The sequence below is a fragment of the Pontibacter lucknowensis genome (assembly GCF_900156415.1).
Lineage (GTDB): Bacteria > Bacteroidota > Bacteroidia > Cytophagales > Hymenobacteraceae > Pontibacter > Pontibacter lucknowensis.
Genome location: NZ_FTNM01000001.1, coordinates 497,853 through 519,215 on the forward strand (window position 1 = coordinate 497,853; position 21,363 = coordinate 519,215).

Consider the following 21,363-nt stretch of genomic DNA (forward strand, 5'->3'; position numbering starts at 1 on the left):
CTTCCCCGCGGATTTTCAGGATTGGTAATGCTGAAAGGATGCATTGATCTCACAATGTTAAAAAACCTGTGAGTGTCTTGTTAACTACGAAGCAAAATAGCAGCATGTAGGTAAAGCTAAGAATCTTGTTCATCCTTTTTAATCCTACAAAATCCTGATAAAAAAAAAGCCCCACCTAATGGCGGGGCCTTTCCAAAAAATCTCAATCTATGTTAAAATCTTAAGCCGACAGAAGCCAGGAAATTGCGTGTAGCCTGTGGGTAATAGAAGTTTTCGGTTGTCAGCTCCCCTCCTGCTTTGTAGCTGTAGGTATAGCCATTGGCAGCATAGCGTTCATTGAAGATGTTGTTCACCAGCAGCCCAAGCTCCAGGCCTTTGAGCGCGCCCGTGAAACCGGTGGTATAGCGAAGACGCAGATCGCCCACCTGGTAGGCAGGTATAATTCGGCTTTCATTCTGGGTGTTGTCAAGGTACTGCTTGCTCACCGTTTTATAGATAAAAGCAGCTTCCAAACCTTTCAGCACTTCTACTTCCAGTTGCGTAGCCGACACAAAATCCGGAGAGAAAGCAATAGAAGCCTGGCTATACCTGTTCATCACCTGGCCACCTTCATCATAATCGTCGATGTATTCTTCGAAGTCGCGCAACTTGTTCTGGCTGTAGCTTAGGTTGCTGCTCAGGCTTGCCGTGTTTCCCAAACGCATTGCTCCGGCCAACTCTATACCCTGGCGGTAGCTGCGGTCAATGTTCGTACGGGTATAGGCTCCCACATCGTTGATCTCACCGGTCAGCACCAGCTGGTTTTTATAGTCCATAAAGAAGTAGTTTGCCTCCACATTAGCGCTTAATGTACGCCCTGCCAGTTCGCCCAATCCAAGTTGACCACGGTAGCCCGCCTCCAGATTGCGCAGCGTTTCGTGCTTCGGACGGCTATCGGCAGTAGACTCCGTGAAGTCTTTGCGAACCGGCTCACGATTGCCAATAGCATAAGAGGCATACAACTGATGCCCAGGCTTCAGCTCGTAGCTTATACCTGCTTTCGGGTTGTAGAAAGTATAATCCACCTCCTGCTCCAGGATCTCAAAATTATTGTCGATGCCCTCGAAGGAGTAGTTGATCGTGCGCACCTGCATGTCGCCAAACAGACTGAGTTGATCCGTCAGGCTGTAAGTCAGCTTACCGAAGATGTTGAAGTCTGTCTTCACGGCATTATTGTCGTAGTAGCGGTCGCGGATGTTGGAGGTAGAGGCGTAGCGTGCCCAGATCACTTCCCCGAAGTGGTCGCCGTCATACCTGTTGATGGCACCGCCCAGTGTCGCGCTCAGCCTGGCTGACGGATCATACTGAAAGGCATAAGTGGCACCGAAGAAGTGGTTGTCGAGCCATCGACGGCGGATCAGGTCCGTACGACTGATGGTCTGATCACCGATCTGCACATTGGGTAAACCATAGTTGGAGAGGCGGTCGTTGTTTCGGAATTGCTCATAGTAGCCACGGCCATAGGTATAGTGCAGCGCTCCGGAGAAAGTCAGCTCTGGAGAGAAGTCGTGCGATAGGTGCAGCTGGTAATGGTCCTGCTGGTAGTTGTCGGTTTCGTTGTCGTAGGTATAGTAGTTATACCTGCGGCCGGAAGTGCGCAGGTTCTCCAGGTCGCTGCCCGTTATGCCGTTGCGGTCGATATAGGCCTGCAGATCGGCTTCGTTGCCGTATACGAGCGCCTCCGGGGTGCCATACCAGGCCTGGTAGGTCTGCTCCTGGCCCGAGAAAGTCACAAACTTCACTGTCGTCTTATCGCCATAGTAACCACCCGAGAAATACATGGATTTCAGGTCAGAGAAAGCACGGTCGATGTAGCCATCCGACTTGATGCGTGACAGTCGACCGTCGAAGGCGAATTTGCCATTGATCAGACCGGTGCCGAAACGCACATTGTTCTTCCAGGTGTTGAAAGATCCGTAGCTGTTGTCGGTTTCGGCATAAGCCTCGCGGCGCACTTTCTGGGTCTGGATGTTGATGCTGGCTCCGAAGGCGCCTGCACCGTTGGTAGACGTACCCACACCTCGCTGCACCTGCATGTCTTCCACAGAGGAGGCAAAATCCGGCATGTTCACAAAGAAGGTACCGTGGCTTTCGGAGTCGTTAACAGGTATACCATTCACAGTCACGTTGATACGCGTGATATCAGAGCCACGAATGCGAATACCGGTATACCCCACGCCGGCGCCGGCGTCAGAGTTTACCACAACGGAGGGCACTTGCTCCAACAGGTATGGAAGATCCTGACCGAAGTTGCGCTCCGCTATCTCTTCGCGTGTTACATTCGTAAAAGTAGTGCCTGTTCGCTCATTAGCTCGTGTAGACGACACGAGCACTTCGCCGGTGCTCACGCTGGCAGGCTGCAGCGCCATGTTCACGCTTGTGTCAACAATCAGCCTGATTAGTCTGCTGGCTTTGTTGTAGCCCAGATAAGAAACCTGCAGGTTATACTCGCCTTCCGGCAGATTTTGGAATTGATAACGGCCATCCTGGCCAGATACGGTGATATGGTTGCTGCCAGCCAGTACGACGGTGGCTCCCGCCAGCGCTTCGTTTTTGGCAGCATCGGTTACGTAGCCGCTCAGTTGATACTGAGCAAGCAACTGCAATGGCAACAGTATAACTGCCATCACAATCAGTAATTTTTTCATTGGTGTGTAAGAAATGAATAAGTTGAAACATACAGACCTGCCTGGGGCCGGCAGCCTGCTACATTGTTTCCCCGCGTTTTTCCCTTCGCCGGCATTACCCGGATCAGGTTCAATGGGTATGATCTCAGCCCGTTGTTATAAGGCACCCCTAAACTGCTGTAAAGGTATGGCTGATTTTCTGTGAAAACAAAACGGACCAGGGCAATTTGTGGCTAACCCACTGTATCAAGTAGTTAAGTGCAATTTTATTTTAACAAAAGCCGATAACCACATGCGGGTAAACTACGTTGAAAACAATACAAGGCACATTTTCAAGCACCCGCTCACACCAAGTAGGAATTGCCAGGAAAATAGGCCGGCTGAACCAATTTTAGAGTTTAAGAAGAAATGTGATGATGATCAGCTTACTGTATACTTTAGCACTGCTAACGATACTGGCATATTACGCTTTCGCTCCACGCAAAAAGTTCAGAGGATCTTCCTCTACTGATAACGACGACGATGGAGGCGAGCCACTAGGCGACGATCTGCCAGATCTGGACCTGCCACCCGGCATATCATTGCCCATCAATGATTATGAACCGCAATATGACCTGAGACGCATCAAGGTTCCCAAGTTTCCGGAGCCTTCCCTGCAATGAAAACAGAAAGTCCCCTGCTCAATTAATTCGGCAGGGGACTTTTTGATCAAAGATCTTTCAATTTAATTATAAGACTTCCAGAGTAAAGGTGCGTTCAAATACATGCTTGGGACTGAGCAGATTAATGCCCTCCTTTTTATCGATTTCACCGGACTCTCCGTCACGACCTGCTATACCACACCAGGGCTCAATGCACACATAAGGCGATGGCCCTGGCTTCGCCCAGATGCCCAGGTATGGAAAACCTGCGAACGTCATCTCAATGCGCCGCTGGTTGGTGCGGCTTCCCAATGAAAGCTTATCAGAGTTCAGGTTCTTGAACACCAGGGCATCTTTGTCAAAATAACTGTGCTTGAGAGGCAGTACCCGATCATGCTCTAATACCTTTTCTGTATCGCCACTCTGCAGGCCATCATCGGTCAGCAGGTAGCGGTGCAGCGTTTCCTCTTTCTCAAATTCGATAAAGTAGTCTTCGTAATGCTCCCCATCGTAAAGTGGCACATTGAAACCCGGATGACCGCCAATGGAAAAGTACAGGCCCTTGCTGTCACGGTTAAACACTTGGTATGTCACCGACAGCTTGTTATTCTCCAGCTTATAAGCGATCAGGAGTCTGAACTTGAAGGGGTAGACCTGGTAGGTTTCTTCATCGTCATCAAGCTCGAACACCAACTTATCTTCCTCCTGCTCTATCAGCTTAAACTCCTTGTGCCGCGCAAAACCATGGCGCTTCAGTGCGAAGATCTCATCTTCGTAGGTATAGGTACCCTCAGGCAGTTCGCCCACAATCGGAAACAGATTGGGAGCGTGACTGCCCCAGATCGCCGGATCAGCCTGCCAGATAAATTCCAGCTGCTCATCCAGCTTGATGAAATGCTGCAACTCGGCGCCTTTGCTCTCGACGCCCACTTTAAAGTTATAGTTCTGCAAATAGTATAGCATGGCTAGGAATAGGTTTAGGTTTGTTGCCTCAGTAAGGCATCCACGTGCAGCCTGGCTTGCGCCAGCCGGTCTTCGTGCTGTCCGCTAATCTCCACAAAAGGCGCCTGCAGCGCCTCGAGCTCCCGCTTATACCAATCATAAAAGTACTGGCGCAGGTGCGGATGCTCCCGTTGCGGATCAGGCTCCCACGGCAAATCAACGCCCATAAGCAGGTAAAGGTTGTAGTCCTGCTCCTTTAGTTTTTGTGACACCCAATCGGGGCACCTGCCAAAGGCATGCTCACTCCAGATTTTGATCACGAGCAGGTCAGTGTCAGCGAAGAGTAAACCAGTAGTCTGTGCGGAGGCAGCCTTCTCCAGCGCCATTTGCCCACGGGCAATCACCTCCAGGTCCTCCAGGGTATATGGCCTATTCAGCTCGTCGATATAGGTGCGGGCATACTCCGGCACCCACACGGCATTGTAGTGCGAGGCCAGTTGCTGCGACAGCGTAGATTTACCCGTAGACTCAGGCCCTGTGATGGCGACTTTCAGCATACCACAAAGGTAGAGCAATTATGCTGAAAGTCGCCATCACAGGGCCTCACATAAAAAAAGCTGCCGCCAGCAGATTTCCCACTGGCGGCAGTTATTTAATAGACCTGTAATATTACTGTTTCTTGAGCAGCTTCACGGTCCTGGATCCGGCCGGACTTACCATCCGTGCCAGGTACATGCCCTCCGGCATTCTTTGACCGTCAACTTCTACTTGTGTCAGTTCTCCCGCTTTGGCGGTTCCCGCTTTTAGCTGCCGAACCAGCATGCCTTTCATGTCATAGAGGTTGATCACATATTCCCCATCCTGCGCAGCTCTGAACTCTACTGTAGTTTTATCAGAGAAAGGTACCGGATAGGCACGCAGTTCATCTGCTGTGGCTTTCTCCAGGCTTTGGATGGAGCTGGTGGAGGTGGATATTATTTCAGTTTCCTCCTCCTCTGGCAGACAAGTAGCAGCAGGGGATTCACAGGTATTATCACTAGCTCTTCTGGCCTTTATACTATACCCCTCACCTGCTTTGATAGTGAATAAATTATCAGTTGTCCACTCACCGCCATTGTTTTGGAATTCATATGTCTCAAGTGGAATTGGTCCTGTTACCTCAAGCACGATTTTAGATGATGAACAGCTGGCCGCGGTTTTTACCGTTACCGTTGGCATAGCGGGCGTTCCCTGGCTAGCATTAATGGTAACAGCATCACTCGCCGCTGAAGTGCAGCCATTCAGCGTCGCAGTTATAGTATAATCACCAGGCGCAAGTCCACTAAATGACCCTGAGTTGTTTGGAGCTTTGGCTGTAGGCCCGGACAAGGTATAGGTATAGTCTGAATTTGGATTTGTAACGGCTATGCTGCCAGTGGTCATACTACATGTAGGTTGAACCGGTGCACCAATTACAGGTTTACCGGGGGTAGCTTTTATCTCGAGTCTAACCGCTGTTCTGATAGCGCTGGAACATCCATCTTTCACAGCTTCAGCATAATATGTCGCAACGCCCGCTCCAGTTAATGTCGGATCATCCACTGTTTTACCACCTGTTGCCGCATCATACCAGACTACAGTCGTATTAGCAGGAACGGTTACTGATGCTGTAAGCGATTGAGAAGGACTCATCTGGCACACAGACTGGCTATTAGGGCTGGTTGGTGCGGCTGGTGTTTCAATGAACCTAACAGTTATATCAGCAGAGCTGGCAGTACACGGGCTATTGGAAATTGTCCAGGTAAAGACGTATGTACCTGTCTCACTTACAGCCGCAGTTGAATTTCCAGCACTAGCATTACTGAAAACGACAGTACCAGGTCCGCTTTTTTTAGTCCAAAGACCTGTACCTATAGTTGGAGCGTTACCTCCCAATGCAGCAGAGGTTAAGGTGCCGCAGCGCTCCTGGTCAGTGCCAACTGATGCCGCAGTAGGCGGCGCACTCACATTCAGTGTTGCTTCTGCGCTGTTGCGCGGGCAGTTTCGTTCTTCTGACGGGATGTTTGGATCACTCGTAGTATTTGTAACTACAGCTCTGTACTTATACCCATCCATAGCAGCTGTGACATTTGTTAGATTCAATGTCTTGCCTGTCGCACCAGAAATGTTGGTCCAAACCGCACCTACCGCAGTAGTAAGCACCTGCCACTGTACTGTGGTGCTGATGAGAGCGTTGGTACTTCCCGTATAGTCCACACTAAATGTGGCAGATGCTCCAGCACACTTAGTTGCATTTTGAGGTTGACTTGTAATGGACGGCTGTGCACATGGGGTAGTCTGCACCAGAATTACTTCTCCATCTATATAACGGCATTTCGATTTCGTATCAGGACATCTCACAGCGGTAGAACCGCCGCAGTAATCTGTATTACCAGTTCCCCAACCTGTAAAGATATCTTCTAAGGTTGCCTCAGCTCCGCAGTTAAAAGTACCATCTGGAAGTGCAACTTTCAAAACATTATTATCACCTGTAAGTGCATCACTAAAGCAGTTTGAAATATGGTAAGAACTTCCATTCTTAATTTTCAACTGGGCTGAGATATAAACACCAATTCGTGGGGTTTTGGTTGTTACAGTCAGGTGCAGATACGCTCCGCTTACTGGATTTGTCCCTGAGCAGGTAAAGAAGTTACCGTTCACATCTGCAATTTTAGCACCTATAATCCGCACGTCATTCGAGGTACAATTTACAGGACCGCATTCAGCTGGCTTTTGAGCATAGCTATTGCTACTAGCTAGAAGCGCTACTAGTGTAAGTCCCAGGATATAAATATACTTAGCAAAGGACATGTTACTTGTGTAAAGATTTTGCTTATTCATTTTGTTGGGTGTTGAGATTGTTTTAAAACATTAGCGGTCAGAAAGAAAATGGCATAGCAGTGCCTGGCAGGTGATGTAGACTGTACACGACCGCATGAGCATGATACCACAGCAGGAGGCTAGGTTCACCGCAGTTAATACTGCGACTCAGAAAGTTAATGACCTATAAATGTGGACCAGGACGCAGAAGGCTGCGCCAGAGCAGATAGGTTGCCTGAGGGCAATACCCTGGGTGGAGTTGTTTCATGTGTAGTGTTGGTTAATGTGGTGCGATCTGTGTTTATTGCAAAGCAGACGTATAGATCAAAGAGATCTCAAACTGCAGCAGGAGCAAACTCATCTACGCATGAACTTTATAAATATTTATATATTTATTTGTATTAATAGCAAGCATATTACAATTAGGGGTGAATGAATAAAAAGACAGGGTAAAAGCATAAACTAGTTAACATGCTCTTTAAAGCATATTATCCCACTAACCTGCTGAGACAGTTTACAATGATATGGATAGATAATAAAAAAGCTGCCGCCGACAGGTTTCCCCATCGGCGGCAGCCTTATTTAACAGCCTCCTACTGTTATTCCTTTTTAAGTAGTTTTACAGTTTTCGTTCCAGAGTCGCTCACCATACGGGCGATGTACAGACCTTCTGGCAGTCCGCCGCCATCTACCTCTACAGTATTCACCATACCAGCTTTCGCCTCACCAGACCTCAGCTCTCTTACCAGCGCACCGCGCATGTCATAGAGTCGCATGCTGAAGTTCTCGTCCTGCGCCACAGTGAACTCAATCACCGCTTTGTCAGTGAACGGAGTTGGGTAGGCGCGGAGTTGGTTAACTTCGGCAAGGTCTAGGCCTTGGAGGGTGCTGACAGAAGACGAAGACAAGCTAGAGTTATTAAGTAAACAGAGACTATTATTATTGTAATCATCATATTGGGCAGCTAAATCAAGTGCACCAGCTCTGTCATTTTCATTAAACTCGGCTCTCACGGCTAAAATGATACTAGCGCTTGTTATAGCAGGATCAGCACCTAGTGCATAGTTGTTAAAAGCACATGAGTTTAGCAATGCTGCTGTTCCAGCACGTCCTAGTTGAGTGAAACCACTACCATCCCCAAGATTAAGCGCCTGAATCAAGGTAAGTGTTTCTTTTTTAGCAAGACCAAGTCTATCATTTACTACTGTCTTATTTAAGCCAAAAACTGTATGGAATGCTGCATTTGCTAATTCACCTTTAATAGTTATACCAGCTGCAACCTGAACACATGCCTTAACATCCATGGTAACAGTATTACCTTGTTGATTCACATAGGTAACTGTATTCCAAGAATTTTTCCTGTTCTTCCAATAACCTGGAGTACAACCTTCGGCTACACCGCAGTTTACAGCAGGAGTTACACTAGCTTGAGCAGTTTCAGTACATCCATTATCGGTGTTAGTCACAGTCAAGATGTAAGTACCTACTTTATCTACTACAGGGTAGAGTGTTTCTTCCCCAGAAACGATGTTACCATCAAGTGTAGCCCATAGATAAGTAAAGTTAGAACCTTCTGATGAGCCAGAACCATTCAATGTCACTTTGCCAGTGACGCAGTCCAATGCTCCTCCAACTGCCTTGGCTATTGGCTTGGCGATGTCCTCGTCTACCTTGGCAGTGGCTTCGCTGGTGCAGCCGTTGGCGGTCTCGGTGATCACCACTTTGTAGTCACCGGCCACCGACACAGTCGGGTTCTGCTCGTTCTTGTTCTCGGTAGTGATGCCAGGGCCAGTCCACAGGTAGGTCACAGCACCCACGCCTGCTCTGGTGGCCTTGCTCTTCAGCTGAACAGAAAGAACAGTACAGGTCAGCTTGCCGCCGGTGGCCTCAGCGCCCGGCTTGGCGATGTCCTCGTCTACCTTGGCAGTGGCTTCGCTGGTGCAGCCGTTGGCGGTCTCGGTGATCACCACTTTGTAGTCACCGGCCACCGACACAGTCGGGTTCTGCTCGTTCTTGTTCTCGGTAGTGATGCCAGGGCCAGTCCACAGGTAGGTCACAGCACCCACGCCTGCTCTGGTGGCCTTGCTCTTCAGCTGAACAGAAAGAACAGTACAGGTCAGCTTGCCGCCGGTGGCCTCAGCGCCCGGCAGTGGATTTACTACTGCTTTTTTACTATTAGTAGTAGGATCACAACCAGCAACAAGTGGATTAGTTGTTAGTGTAACCGTTGCCTCATTAGAACCTTCCACACTAACTTGAGCTGTAGCTGTACCATCCGCGTTGTATTTTGGATCAATAAGTGTTCCACCAGTAACAGTCCATTTCGGTGTCCCGTTAGAATAAGTACCGCTTACATTGAAAACTGTAGTTCCACTCGGATCTATACATAATGGAGCAATATTATTTACAACAGCAACTGGAGTAGGTACAACCTGAAACTTACCAAATGTCAAGTCTTTTAGTTCTGCAGTAAACGAGTCGGAAGAACGAGTCTTAACAGTCATAGTTGCTTCTGGGTCGCAAGGATCATCTACTAACCCAAGTTCGCTAAGATTGATAGCACCTTCCATGAACTGCAAAGCTGCTGTTGTGTTTGATGCAGCTCCATTGGAAGCAAAGCCACTATTAGGACAAAGTGTACCTACGTCAATAGTGTTGATAACAACATATGCGCCCTTTGTTGATATGTTACGCTCTGCGGACCAGCTGCCGCCGCCATCTTGTAGCCACTCTCTGGCTGCAATAGTTGGTCTTGAGCCACCACCTGAATAGTTAACTATCAAGATAAAGTCTCCAGAGGTGCCGTTTTTCGCAGTACGGCCACCATATTCCCCTGCTCCAACAAGTTTACCATCTTTAATCTCAACACCCGCCTGATTATATTCAAAATCAAGATAGCTAGTACCATCTGTAGACCGTGTCTCTGCTCCAAAGAAAAGCCAAGTTTCTAATTTACCCGTCTCTGGATTCTCAAATTCCTTAGTATGTAGATAAACATTTGTGATGTCATTTTTCTGTGGCCCGCCTGATTTACTTGCTATTGTATAAGGGGATTGTCCTTCACCAATATGATCACCATTTTTATTACTAGTACCACCAAAGATATCTGTTTCAGGTACAAGGCTTGCTGAACCAGAATTACCGTCCTGAATCCATAGACTTCTATTCACGAAGTCATACTTGAATTGATTAGGACCGCATTTTATCACAGATTGCCAGTCCTGACCATTTGCTATATTTGGAAATATTTTATGTTCTCCAGGTTTAAAATCTCCATCTACCTCAAATCCAGCTACTGTTGCACCAATTCCTGGGTTAGGTGGGGTTTTCTGTCCATAAACAGAATTCAACATAAACATAAAAAAAGCTACCAGCACCATAGCATACCGCCATAGTCCCAGCAGCTTGTTCATCGAGTGGGCATCCTTTGCCCTGCCCGTGTAATTGTCTAAATTTTCCATAAATGTAAAGACTTTTGGTTGTTAGAATGTGTTTTAATTGTATTTGTAAGCTTAGAAATTTGACATAGCAGTGCCTGTCCGGTGATTGTGCGCTCACTGGGGTAATGCCTGCAGAAGACAGTGGAGGCTTAAGTAACTGGACAGCTACTTAGCAAAATGGAAGAAAGGATTAATATGGGCCTGGCCGTAAGAGGCAATGCCATAGATAGTATGCATTCTGCATAGTTGGTTGATATTAATAATGTAAATGTTCTATTGGAGTAAACATTTGGTGAGGCGGGTGTAGTCACCGAGGGCTTAATTAAGCAAGGGGGTATAGCGGCGGTTGTTTAGCTATATTGCAAATATCTATTTATAGACAGATGTTATATAGTTGAGCTTTAAGCTAATATACTATGAATACTTAAAAAAATAGCTAGTTTTTTTATATTAATAGTTTATGTAATCCAAGAACGGGTGAATGACATAAATTAAAGTGTAAGCACAACTTTTATAAAACTATATAGAATAAATTATCTATTTTCAATCATATCAATTGATAAAAAGAGTTGCCGCTACCATTTAACAGGCAAGCGGCAACTCTTTTTACTCAACAGCTTACTAAAGTCGAAAAATTAATATCTATTTCTTATAATCTTCATCCTTGCAATGTTTCTTATCAATCCAGTTACCAATGGTGCTGGCTGCAACTTGTAAGTCACAAGATGCTGGTTTAGTTTTATCTTTATAGAATTTTACTATGCAATAAAAGGCATCTTTTACATTTTCAGGCAAGCATTTAATATAATCTTTAACGTCTATACCTTGCTCTTTTGCACTTAATATTAAAGCCCCTGCCTGAAACAAAGCTCTCCTTTCGGGTGTAGTAGCTGGTAAGTATGGGCCGTTACTAGTTAATTCTTCTTTACCAACATATATTTTATATACCCCATCAGGCCAATGCTTACCTTTATTACCCTTATTAAAGTAACGACCTTGGGAGTAGGCACACAAGTTGCAATCATACTTAGGTTTACAATCACCAGCATCAATTTCTATATTCTTACAGTTATTTCCTGCTTTAACTGAAATAATAAAATAATCAATATCAAATTCATCTTGATAAGTAAATCGTACAGTATATTCCTTACCTGTGGTTAACTCATTTAATTCATCCAGTTTAAAAAAGCTATCTACATCATCCTCTATTATGCAGCCTGTCCCTGTTCCAACACTATACTCTACAGGAGGTGTATACGCACTTTCTCCATTCCTTATTTCAACATTATTCTCATCTATTTTCCCTTTCCCACTATAGTCCTCTTCAGGACAATAAACAGCTCCAATAACCAGATTACTTAATCCTATACCTTGACTTGGTCCAATTTGCTTAATGGTGAAAGACCATATTCCATTTCCTTCATCTACAGCATCAGATAAGCAGTACCCTCTGAGACCCAAATTTTCACCTCTTGGATTTATATACTCCCCAAAAGAAATGAAATTTGCATTACAATCTTCATGAGTAGTACTAGCTTTCGTTACTGAAGCACTAGGCCCCATATCCCCATCCTCCTTAGAACAGGCAAAAGCGATAAAGCTGAACAGAAACATCAGCAGCGAATAATTGATTGATTTTTTCATACCATCAAAATTTAAGTTGATAATTGAGTTTGTTTTTTGGTTTATAATGGACAGAGATGTCCCAGGCCGGTTTTGCGATACCGACATAAGTGGAGCAGGCAGCATCAAAACAGGGTTTAAAACTGCACCTGGTGATCTTAATTTTTAAAGATTATGGACTTGGTTGAGGTTATGGACTTGATTGAAGCTGACAATGTGATAATCGACAGTGAGCCCGTACTTTTAAAATCGGAAGGGTTTGTTTCATAGGAATTAGGTAATGGATTTGTTCAACACTATTCTCTCTCGCAGATAACCACTCAGGCGCTAAGCCCAGCCATATCCAGCTTACCAATTTTACAAGGTATTTATAACAGTCATAAATAGAAACAACACTTTTTATAACTGGATGCTACATAAATATACTCCCCCAATTATAATTAATTCAATTATTTATTAAATAATAAGCCTAATACTATCTAAGTCTGGTGAACCACCAAAATGTAATGGTAAAGAGCCCAACAAAATAACTATATAAAAAAAAGGATGCATTTTATAAAATGCATCCTTTTCTAAATAAGCTTGGTTGGTTCCGTAAACCCTTAATTCTCAGTGAAGCTATAATCATAGAAATTATACACCTCCACCTCTTTGGGGTGCCTATCGCCGTGCTGACATAGCATCAGGCGCTTGGGGCTTTCGTCCGGAGACTCGTAGCCCCATTTCATACGGTTCTCATACTTGAGTTCGTCCGGCAATTCTATCTTGTGGTTCTTCATACATAGTGTCATTGTAGCGTGGAACATAGGTACTCGCATACTTTGGCGCACTAAAATTCAACTATTGCCTCAGTTACACTCATGTACGGCACATACCATGCCATGACTGCATAAGATAGAAACATAAAACAGGACATTTCTAACAATTACTTTGTAACACGGGCTACAGTCTCCTTTTCCATGTCACGTTTCCAGTCCAGGTAGCCTATAGTGGCCAGAATCAGGAAGATAAAATACAGGAAGGCCGTCAGATATAGCTCCTTATAGGTATAGACTCCCACGTACACCACATCCACTGCCAGCCACACCAACCAATTCTCCAGGCGCTTTTTGGCCATAAGCCAATAGGCCATCAGACTCACAGCTGTGGTAGCCGAATCCGTGTAGGATAAGTCAGCATCGGTATAGTTATCAAGAAAATAGCCCAGCCCGCCTGTAAAGGCTACTACCAGCGCGATTAACACCCAAAGTTCCTTCTGACCTACTTTAGTGACTTTACGCTCAGTATGCCCCTTGCCGCCGTACAGCCATTCGTACCATCCATAGAAACTCGTGATGATGTAAAAGGCGTTTAGCCCCATGTCGGCGTAGAGGCGGGCATCGTAGAAAATGAACACATAAGCTGTTACACTCACCACACTGATAGGCCATGTCCAGACGTTCTGTTTGGCCGCCAGCCATACCCCGGCTATACCTGTGATCACGCCTATTACTTCGACCAGGCTCATGGCCTGTAACCCTTCCAGAATGCTATTGTAAAAACCTGTCATCTATACCTGTACAAGCCCATGATTTAGGCTAATTTGTTGCTAAGTTTGCAAATCGAAACCAAAACGCCAAAGCTAAAAGTATAGCAAAGACAGGAGCCTTATTATTATGGATGAGATCACAGCGCAGGAACTGAAAGAGAGACTAGGCCGCAGCGCCGAACTACAGATTGTAGATGTGCGTGAGCCTGTGGAGTTTGAGATATGCAACCTAGGTGGTGAGCTAATACCCTTAGGGGAGCTGCCCAGGCAGGTGAACCGCATCCGGCGTGATATACCGGTGGTCATGGTGTGCCATCATGGTTTCCGTAGCGCACAGGCCATCAATTACCTTACCCAGCGCCTTGGCTATGACAATCTGCTTAATCTCAAAGGGGGCATTCATGCCTGGGCTACACAGGTAGACCCCACCATGCGCGTGTACTAAATATAACGCTATACCTGATATAACGCTATACCTGCTGAAGTCAGACGTTCTCATTCTTTTTATCAGCATTTTCCCGCAAGCATTCCTGAACAATTATTAACAATTTAAAATATTTCTGATGGAAGCCGTATAGCAGGTTTTGAATAATTTTCTCCTACCTCTTGCTAAATTATCCGGATTAATTTATGTAATTTTACGCGGCAAATAAGGACCCCTAATTTATTTGCCATGATCGCTGATCAATCCAAAATTGTATTTGAGGCACTCACCTACGACGACGTGCTTCTGCTCCCGGCCTACTCCGAGGTGCTCCCCCACAACACTGATACTTCCACACAGCTTACACGCAACATAAGAATCAATATCCCGTTGCTTTCTGCCGCTATGGATACTGTAACCGAGGCTGAACTCGCGATCGCTATGGCACAGGAAGGAGGCATCGGTATTATTCATAAAAACATGTCGATCAAGGCGCAGGCTGAGCAGGTGCGCAAAGTGAAGCGCTCTGAAAGCGGCATGATCCTCGATCCGATCACGTTGGAGGAAGATGCTACGCTCGGTGATGCCGTCCGCATCATGTCAGAGAACAAGATCGGCGGTATACCGATCACCAATGGCAAGGGCAAGCTCACCGGCATACTGACCAACCGCGACCTGCGCTTCGAGAAGGACCTGACACAGCCCGTGAGAGCCGTGATGACGACCGAAAACCTGATCACAGCTGAAAAAGGCACTGACCTGGCAAAAGCCGAAGACATCCTGCAGCAGTACAAGATCGAAAAACTGCCGGTAGTGGATGGCGAAGGCAACCTGGTGGGCCTTATCACTTACAAAGATATTCTGAAGAAAAAAGACCGCCCCAACGCCTGCAAAGATGAGTACGGCCGTTTGCGTGTAGGTGCCGCCGTAGGCGTAACGCCTGACGTGATGGACCGCATCAAAGCACTAGTAGAGGCTGGCGTAGACGTGATCAGCGTGGACACAGCCCATGGCCACTCCAAAGGTGTGCTCGATGTGGTGCGCAAGATCAAAGACAACTTCCCTAACCTGGACGTGATTGCCGGTAACGTAGCCACTGCCGAAGGTGCCAAAGCCCTTGCCGATGCAGGTGCCGATGCCGTAAAAGTGGGCGTTGGTCCGGGCAGTATCTGTACTACCCGCGTGATTGCAGGCATAGGCGTGCCGCAGCTCTCTGCTGTGATGGAAGCCGCTAGAGGCCTGGAGGGAACAGACGTACCGGTTATTGCAGACGGTGGCATCAAATTCTCGGGTGACATTGTAAAGGCACTTGCCGGAGGAGCAAGCACTGTAATGGTAGGCTCTCTGCTGGCTGGCACCGAAGAGGCGCCAGGTGAGATGATCATCTATGAAGGACGTAAGTTTAAGACGTACCGCGGTATGGGTTCTATTGAGGCGATGGAAGAAGGTTCGAAAGACCGATATTTCCAGGGCAACGAAAAAGACAGCAAGAAACTGGTGCCGGAAGGTATAGTAGGACGTGTGGCCTATAAAGGCCTGGTGTCAGAGGTGATCTACCAATTGGTAGGCGGCATCCGTGCCGGTATGGGCTATTGCGGCACCCCGACTATACCTGCGCTCCAAAGCGCTAAGATGGTAAAAATAACAGGGGCTGGTTTGCGTGAAAGTCATCCGCACGATGTTCAGATCATGCGAGAGGCTCCAAACTACAGCCGCTAGTCATTTCATAACACTACAATAAAAGAAGTAGGTTGGCCTTTTGCTAACCTACTTCTTCTTTTTTACGTTATGCAAGTTGTTCTTTAAAAACTCACCTCGACAACTTGGCCAAAGAGCAAAAATTTTTCTTACCTTACAAACTGATAAAGTCTCGGGCAAGCCATTTTCTGTCGCCGATAAAACTAAGCACGGTTTTCCGTTTTATGCTTTATAGAACCAACGCGAAATCTCTATTTATTACCTCGGCTCTGGTCAGCTGGTCACTCCTGCTGGCTAATGTGCTGTTGGCGGCAGAGAGCTTGCGGCAGGAAAGCTCCAATGGCCTGGATCTGCCTTTCGTCAACAATTTCCTGATCGTCGTCTTCATCATCTCTGTCTTTGGCTTCCAGCGCATGAGTGCCGACAATCTCAAGGGAATCGACTTTATTGGCTACCTCTGGAATATCTTTGCCAAAGGAGGTATAGCCGCCTACCTGAGTGTTGCCTTGTACATGGTGTACCGCATGGTGACGAACTACTCTAATGTACAGTCGCCGCTGCTACTGCACATGGTCTACCAGGTCAACTTTGGCTTGTTGGTGCTGTTCCTGGCAAAAGCCTTCTATGTGTGGCGCCAGTTGATCCTCTACCACAAAAATAAGTTTATACAGATCGCCTGGGACTGGTACGAGATCCTGCTTTTTGCTACCCTGATTCTCACGCTGCTCAACTTCAACTACAGCAGCCTGATCTTTTTGCCATTGCTGGGCCTGATCGGGCTCTATACCTTGTTCCTGTGCACTAACCTGAAGTGGGTTGCCTACCTGACGTTCAACAAAAAGGGCAGGTCGCTTATTTTGCTCGTTGCCATCCTGCTGGCCTGCTACATCTTCGCAGACTTCTTCTACAACTTTGCAGACAGTCCGCTGCTGGTAATCGACTATACCGATGTAGGTTTCCTGCTGCTGGCCATGTTCTTTGTGGCGCTGTATACCTTCGCCGCTTTCCTGGTAGCACTCTTCAGCTTACCCACCTCGAGTGTGTTTGAGCAAAAGAGCGAAGACCTGCTCAACTTCCAGCGCCTGAGCCAGTCCATACAGCAGGGCCAAAGCGAGAAGCAGGTATACGACATGCTTTTTGAGAGCACCGTGAAGGCGGCCGATGCCAGCGCTGCCTGGCTCGAGATATTCAAAGGCGAGAAAAAAGATGAAATAGAGTTATGTCATCAGCTCACCATAGAAGAAGAGCAGATTAAGCGTATACGGCACTTGCTGCTGGCCTACAACATCCAGCACATCGACTACATCAACAATAACCTCGACCGTAACCCTGGCTTCCGAGACCTGACGCTGCCCTGGAAGTCACTGATTATTCTGCCCATCAAGTCCAAGAAGCACCTATTTGGGGTGCTATACCTGCTCAAGGATATAGAGCAGGGCTTTGACAGGGAAACCGTGAATGTACTGCGCACCTTCACCAACCAGACCATTCTCACGATCGAAAACCTGCGGTTGGTACACGAGTCGCTGCAGAATGAGCGTTATAAAGAAGAGCTTAAGATTGCCTCGCTCGTACAGGACAGCCTGATCCCGAAAAAATTCCCAAGTGACAGCTGGTTTGAGATTTCCACGCACGCGAAAGCAGCCAAAGAAGTAGGCGGTGACTTTTATGACTTCCTGCAACTCAGCGAGTCACGCATTGCCATTATCATAGGGGACGTGTCAGGCAAAGGTATTTCGGCGGCCTTCCACATGGCCCAGATGAAGGGTATTTTCCATGGCCTGATGCAACAGGATATGCCGCCGAGCGAGTTCATGAAACAGGCCAACAGTGCCCTAAGCCGATGCCTTGAGAAAACCTCTTTTATTACTTCTGCGCTATACATCATTGATTATCGCATGAAGGGCTTTATGTTTGCCCGCGCAGGCCACTGCCATACCCTGTACTACAATTCCATGATGGATGACACCTTCTATTTCCAAACGGACGGACTGGGGCTTGGCATCATTCGTGATAAAAGTTATAACAATCACGTTCGGGAAATGTATTATGATTACAACCCGAGCGATGTGATGGTAATCTACACAGATGGTATCGTGGAAGCTCGCAGCCCAGCCAACGAGGAGTATGGAGAGGAAAGGTTGCGCTACATGCTCACACAGACCTACCACCTGGAGGCCGAAGATATCAAGTGCGCTATAATTAACGACCTGGAGGACTTTACCGGTCCGACAGAAAACCTATATGATGACCAGACGCTGCTTGTCATCAAGTTTAAGCCGACTCAACCTAGTGAATAGTTATACGTAAAGGATGCCGATGAAAATTACTAACCAAATCAAAGACACAACGATCATCATCACCCTGGATGGTGAACTGGACGCAAGCTCATCTGTAATGCTCGATGAAGCGCTTTCCGACCCCGAGATCATGACCTACAGCAAGATTCTGGTAGACTGCAAAGACCTGAACTACATCTCGTCTGCGGGCCTTGGGGTATTCATTTCGCACCTGCAGCGATTTGAAGATGCACAGATCAAACTCATTTTCTACAACATGCAGGACAAAGTGCGCAACGTGTTCGAAATCCTGGGCCTCGACCTGCTCATGACTATCGTTTCGGATTACGAAGAAGCCATGACCATTGCTGATGAATAATAAAATTACAGTTAGCTGTACTAAAAAAAATCTGAAGCAAATACGGGACTTCGTCACGGAGTATCTGGCAGGCTATAAGCTGACAGATATCCTGATGAACCAGATCGTATTGGCTGTGGATGAGATATGCGCCAACCTCATCATCCACGCCAACCACGAAGACCCGTCCAAAAATATTTCCCTCGCTATCACAGAGAAAGCGGGCATGCTCAAATTCGAGATCATCGACAATGGGGTGGCCTTCCGACGGTCTGAGTACAGAGAGCCTAACATCGAAGAACACATCCGCATCGGCAAAAAGGGGGGCGTCGGCATCGCCCTCGTCAACCGCATTATGGATCGGGTGGAGTTCGAGTCAAACACGAGGCAGAACACCTGCCTCCTCTACAAAAAAATTAAATAGGGCTGAGCTGCACACTTTTAGCGCCCCTTGTCCGTTATCCGGAACGAAATCGCATGCAATAGGATTATAGTGGTACTTTTTGACTAATCTGTCAGAAAAATTAACTAAAATTGCATGATCTGACCTCGTCAGGACAAAACCAAGCGTTAGTTTATCATCTATTTATGCGCAGCAATCAACTACTTGTTGCGGCAGCAGCCCTCTTAATGGCTGGCTGTACCGCAACCAGGAAGAATGACAAGCAGGAACCTATCATTGCTACCATTGGCTCCCAACCTATTTACACATCCGAGTTTCAGTATGTGTATGAGAAGAACAACGGAGGCAATGAAGACGCCTATACCCGCCAGAGTGTAAGCGAATACCTCGATCTCTATACCCGTTTCAAGCTGAAGGTGATGGAAGGCGAAAGCCGTGGCCTGGATACCACCACCGCTTTTAAGCGCGAACTGGAGGGCTATAAGGAACAACTCGCCCAACCCTATCTCACCGAAAAAAGCGTGACTGACCAGCTGGTGCAGGAGGCTTACGAGCGCCTGAAACAGGAGGTGAACGCATCGCACATACTGCTCGGCCTACCCAACGACCCAAGCCCGCAGGATACACTGGCTGCTTACAACCAAGCCCTGGAGCTGCGCAAGCGATTGGAGGCTGGAGAGGCCTTTGAAAAGCTTGCCCGTGAGTTTTCACACGACCCATCGGCAGCTGAAAACGGTGGCAACTTGGGCTACTTTACAGCCATGCAGATGGTATACCGCTTCGAAGACGCTGCCTACAAGACTCCGGTCGGACAGATCTCGATGCCGGTACGCACCCGCTTCGGCTATCACCTGATCAAGGTAAACGACAAGCGTGCAGCACAGGGCGAAGTGAAAGTCGCACACATCATGGTACGTGCCACACCGGGTATGCCGAAGGCAGACTCGCTGGCAGCCAAGCAGCGCATCGATGCCATCTACAAGCGCGTGCAGCGCAACGAGAGTTGGGATCGCCTGGCCGCTGAGTTTTCTGAAGACGCCAACTCTGCCGCCAACGGCGGGGAGCTGCCCTGGTTCGGTACCGGCCGCATGATCCCTTCGTTTGAGGAGGTTTCATTTGCCTTGAAAAAAGAGGGTGAAGTGGCCCCTCCGGTACTGACGCCTTACGGATGGCACATTATCAAACTTATCGGCAAACAATCGCTTCCTCCGTTTGAGGACATGGAGCAGAACTTGCGCAACAAGATTGCCAAAGACTCCCGCTCCGAGCTGAACAAAGCAGCCTTCCTGAAGCGCATCAAATCAGAAAACAACTTCAGCGAAGATGCCACCGTGAAAGCTGCTGCTTTGGGCAAGGCGACAGATGCCCTGATGCAAGGCAAGTGGGACTATGATACTGCTGATAAAACACTGAAGAACACATTGTTCACGATACAGGGCAAGCCTTATACCGTGGCCGACTTCTATACCTATGTGAAGGCTGAGCAGCGTCCGCGTATGGCGGGCACCCCACAGCACCACATGAGCTCGCTCTATGACAACTTCGTGCAGAAGAGCCTGCTGGCCTACGAGCGTGCCAACCTGGAGAACAAGTATCCGGATTACCGCATGCTGGTGCGTGAGTACCACGACGGTATCCTGCTGTTCCAGTTGATGGACGAGAAGGTATGGTCAAAGGCGGTAGAAGATACAGCTGGCCTCCAGGCGTACTTTGAGCAGAACCGTGATAAGTACCAGTGGAAAGAGCGTGCACATGCCACCGTGATCAGCGCTGCCAATGCGGAACTGCTCACCAAAGCACAGCAGCAGTTGAGCGAGCGCCGCTACGAGGTACGCAACGGCAAACCTGCTGATATTACCTTCGAAACAAACAGCGCCACCCCGGATCAGGCAAGTATAGCCCGACTGAACGAACTTGCTGACCGCTTAAGCAACAACCCAAACCTGACGCTGGAAGTGAATGGCCATGCCGATGCACGTGAAGCAGCTGGCAAGCGTGATCTTTCCGCAGAGCGTTCACAGGCTATAATGGCTTACCTGACGGCCCGTGGCGTAGCAGCAGACCAGCTCAGCGCCAAAGCACTGGGCAAAACCAAACAAGCCGCTGCTGACAATACCGAAACAGGTCGCCGCCGCAACAGACGCGTGTCATTCACGCTTTACTCTTCAGAGTTGAGCGCACTGGCTGACAACCTGAATGCTGGCAACCCGCTGGGTGTACAGATCGTCGAGAAAAAATTCCAGAAAGGCGAAAACAAAGCTGTGGACGCTGTGAAGTGGGAAAAAGGATCTTATAATACCGAACTGAACGGACGCCAGTACCTGGTGATCGTGCACGACGTACTTGCTCCTGCTCCAAAGCAGCTTTCTGAAGTGAGAGGTCAGGTAACGGCCGACTACCAGAACTACCTGGACGAGCAGTGGGTAAAGCAGCTACAGGAAAAGAACCCAGTTAGTGTTAACCAGACAGAGGTCGATAAAATTATCAGAAAATAAAGCGGGTCCGCAACGAGAGAACCGATAG

The 21,363-nt window shown here is 47.6% G+C and carries 15 protein-coding genes and 1 riboswitch; of the genes, 7 read left to right on the forward strand and 8 right to left on the reverse strand.

Annotation, left to right across the window (positions count from 1 at the left end; translation table 11 throughout):
* Positions 1-212: 212 nt before the first annotated feature.
* Positions 213-2,687 (reverse strand): TonB-dependent receptor, encoded by a 2,475-nt coding sequence (locus BW972_RS02145; protein ID WP_076420804.1) that lies wholly within the window; start codon positions 2,685-2,687, stop codon positions 213-215.
* A gap of 62 nt (positions 2,688-2,749) precedes the next feature.
* Positions 2,750-2,847: riboswitch (TPP riboswitch) on the reverse strand.
* 232 nt (positions 2,848-3,079) lie between these two features.
* Between BW972_RS02145 and BW972_RS02150 the strand changes: the two genes are divergently transcribed.
* A complete protein-coding gene (locus BW972_RS02150; RefSeq protein ID WP_007654857.1) occupies positions 3,080-3,328 on the forward strand; it encodes a hypothetical protein in 249 nt (82 codons plus the stop codon).
* 66 nt (positions 3,329-3,394) lie between these two features.
* Here the strand turns inward: BW972_RS02150 and BW972_RS02155 are convergent, their stop codons facing one another.
* The 7 genes from BW972_RS02155 to pnuC all read right to left on the reverse strand — a co-directional run bounded on the left by BW972_RS02155 (position 3,395) and on the right by pnuC (position 13,699).
* Entirely contained in the window at positions 3,395-4,270 is an 876-nt protein-coding gene (locus BW972_RS02155) for an aldose 1-epimerase family protein (protein WP_076420807.1), read from the reverse strand.
* 14 nt (positions 4,271-4,284) lie between these two features.
* Positions 4,285-4,806: an AAA family ATPase gene (locus BW972_RS02160; RefSeq protein ID WP_076420810.1), complete on the reverse strand. Its 522-nt coding sequence runs from the start codon at positions 4,804-4,806 to the stop codon at positions 4,285-4,287.
* Between the two features lie 112 nt (positions 4,807-4,918).
* Positions 4,919-7,108 carry a T9SS type A sorting domain-containing protein gene (locus BW972_RS19995; RefSeq protein WP_234986271.1) on the reverse strand — a complete coding sequence of 730 codons (2,190 nt, stop codon included), beginning with the start codon at positions 7,106-7,108 and terminating at the stop codon, positions 4,919-4,921.
* A gap of 578 nt (positions 7,109-7,686) precedes the next feature.
* Positions 7,687-10,548 (reverse strand): T9SS type A sorting domain-containing protein, encoded by a 2,862-nt coding sequence (locus tag BW972_RS19610; protein ID WP_083674052.1) that lies wholly within the window; start codon positions 10,546-10,548, stop codon positions 7,687-7,689.
* Between the two features lie 621 nt (positions 10,549-11,169).
* Positions 11,170-12,171, reverse strand: a complete 1,002-nt coding sequence (locus BW972_RS02175) for a hypothetical protein (protein ID WP_143731811.1) — start codon at positions 12,169-12,171, stop codon at positions 11,170-11,172.
* Positions 12,172-12,752: 581 nt separating this feature from the next.
* The gene (locus BW972_RS19805; RefSeq protein ID WP_159439837.1) at positions 12,753-12,929 is read right to left on the reverse strand and encodes a hypothetical protein; all 177 of its coding nucleotides are present in this window, start codon (positions 12,927-12,929) and stop codon (positions 12,753-12,755) included.
* Positions 12,930-13,075: 146 nt separating this feature from the next.
* Positions 13,076-13,699, reverse strand: coding sequence for a nicotinamide riboside transporter PnuC (gene pnuC / locus BW972_RS02180; RefSeq protein WP_076420814.1), 624 nt, complete (start codon positions 13,697-13,699; stop codon positions 13,076-13,078).
* A 106-nt stretch (positions 13,700-13,805) separates the two neighbouring features.
* Between pnuC and BW972_RS02185 the strand changes: the two genes are divergently transcribed.
* From BW972_RS02185 to BW972_RS02210, 6 genes are all read left to right on the forward strand, one after another.
* Complete coding sequence (locus BW972_RS02185) at positions 13,806-14,123, forward strand: rhodanese-like domain-containing protein (protein ID WP_076420816.1); 318 nt, start codon at positions 13,806-13,808, stop codon at positions 14,121-14,123.
* A gap of 228 nt (positions 14,124-14,351) precedes the next feature.
* Positions 14,352-15,821 carry an IMP dehydrogenase gene (gene guaB / locus BW972_RS02190; protein ID WP_007657832.1) on the forward strand — a complete coding sequence of 490 codons (1,470 nt, stop codon included), beginning with the start codon at positions 14,352-14,354 and terminating at the stop codon, positions 15,819-15,821.
* A gap of 203 nt (positions 15,822-16,024) precedes the next feature.
* Positions 16,025-18,100 carry a GAF domain-containing SpoIIE family protein phosphatase gene (locus BW972_RS02195; RefSeq protein ID WP_234986272.1) on the forward strand — a complete coding sequence of 692 codons (2,076 nt, stop codon included), beginning with the start codon at positions 16,025-16,027 and terminating at the stop codon, positions 18,098-18,100.
* 19 nt (positions 18,101-18,119) lie between these two features.
* Positions 18,120-18,458, forward strand: a complete 339-nt coding sequence (locus BW972_RS02200) for an STAS domain-containing protein (protein WP_040574303.1) — start codon at positions 18,120-18,122, stop codon at positions 18,456-18,458.
* Positions 18,451-18,861, forward strand: a complete 411-nt coding sequence (locus BW972_RS02205) for an ATP-binding protein (RefSeq protein ID WP_007657835.1) — start codon at positions 18,451-18,453, stop codon at positions 18,859-18,861. The genes BW972_RS02200 and BW972_RS02205 overlap by 8 nt, the downstream gene beginning before the upstream one ends.
* A 164-nt stretch (positions 18,862-19,025) precedes the next feature.
* On the forward strand, positions 19,026-21,335 hold the full coding sequence (locus BW972_RS02210) for a peptidylprolyl isomerase (protein ID WP_076420820.1): 2,310 nt from the start codon (positions 19,026-19,028) through the stop codon (positions 21,333-21,335).
* The last annotated feature ends 28 nt before the right edge of the window (positions 21,336-21,363 follow it).

Excerpts from the sequence above, each read along its gene's own strand:
- BW972_RS02145 (WP_076420804.1), bottom strand. The coding sequence starts at position 2,687 with ATGAAAAAATTACTGATTGTGATGGCAGTTATACTGTTGCCATTGCAG.
- BW972_RS02150 (WP_007654857.1), top strand. The coding sequence starts at position 3,080 with ATGATGATCAGCTTACTGTATACTTTAGCACTGCTAACGATACTGGCA.
- BW972_RS02155 (WP_076420807.1), bottom strand. The coding sequence starts at position 4,270 with ATGCTATACTATTTGCAGAACTATAACTTTAAAGTGGGCGTCGAGAGC.
- BW972_RS02160 (WP_076420810.1), bottom strand. The coding sequence starts at position 4,806 with ATGCTGAAAGTCGCCATCACAGGGCCTGAGTCTACGGGTAAATCTACG.
- BW972_RS19995 (WP_234986271.1), bottom strand. The coding sequence starts at position 7,108 with ATGAATAAGCAAAATCTTTACACAAGTAACATGTCCTTTGCTAAGTAT.
- BW972_RS19610 (WP_083674052.1), bottom strand. The coding sequence starts at position 10,548 with ATGGAAAATTTAGACAATTACACGGGCAGGGCAAAGGATGCCCACTCG.
- BW972_RS02175 (WP_143731811.1), bottom strand. The coding sequence starts at position 12,171 with ATGAAAAAATCAATCAATTATTCGCTGCTGATGTTTCTGTTCAGCTTT.
- BW972_RS19805 (WP_159439837.1), bottom strand. The coding sequence starts at position 12,929 with ATGAAGAACCACAAGATAGAATTGCCGGACGAACTCAAGTATGAGAAC.
- pnuC (WP_076420814.1), bottom strand. The coding sequence starts at position 13,699 with ATGACAGGTTTTTACAATAGCATTCTGGAAGGGTTACAGGCCATGAGC.
- BW972_RS02185 (WP_076420816.1), top strand. The coding sequence starts at position 13,806 with ATGGATGAGATCACAGCGCAGGAACTGAAAGAGAGACTAGGCCGCAGC.
- guaB (WP_007657832.1), top strand. The coding sequence starts at position 14,352 with ATGATCGCTGATCAATCCAAAATTGTATTTGAGGCACTCACCTACGAC.
- BW972_RS02195 (WP_234986272.1), top strand. The coding sequence starts at position 16,025 with ATGCTTTATAGAACCAACGCGAAATCTCTATTTATTACCTCGGCTCTG.
- BW972_RS02200 (WP_040574303.1), top strand. The coding sequence starts at position 18,120 with ATGAAAATTACTAACCAAATCAAAGACACAACGATCATCATCACCCTG.
- BW972_RS02205 (WP_007657835.1), top strand. The coding sequence starts at position 18,451 with ATGAATAATAAAATTACAGTTAGCTGTACTAAAAAAAATCTGAAGCAA.
- BW972_RS02210 (WP_076420820.1), top strand. The coding sequence starts at position 19,026 with ATGCGCAGCAATCAACTACTTGTTGCGGCAGCAGCCCTCTTAATGGCT.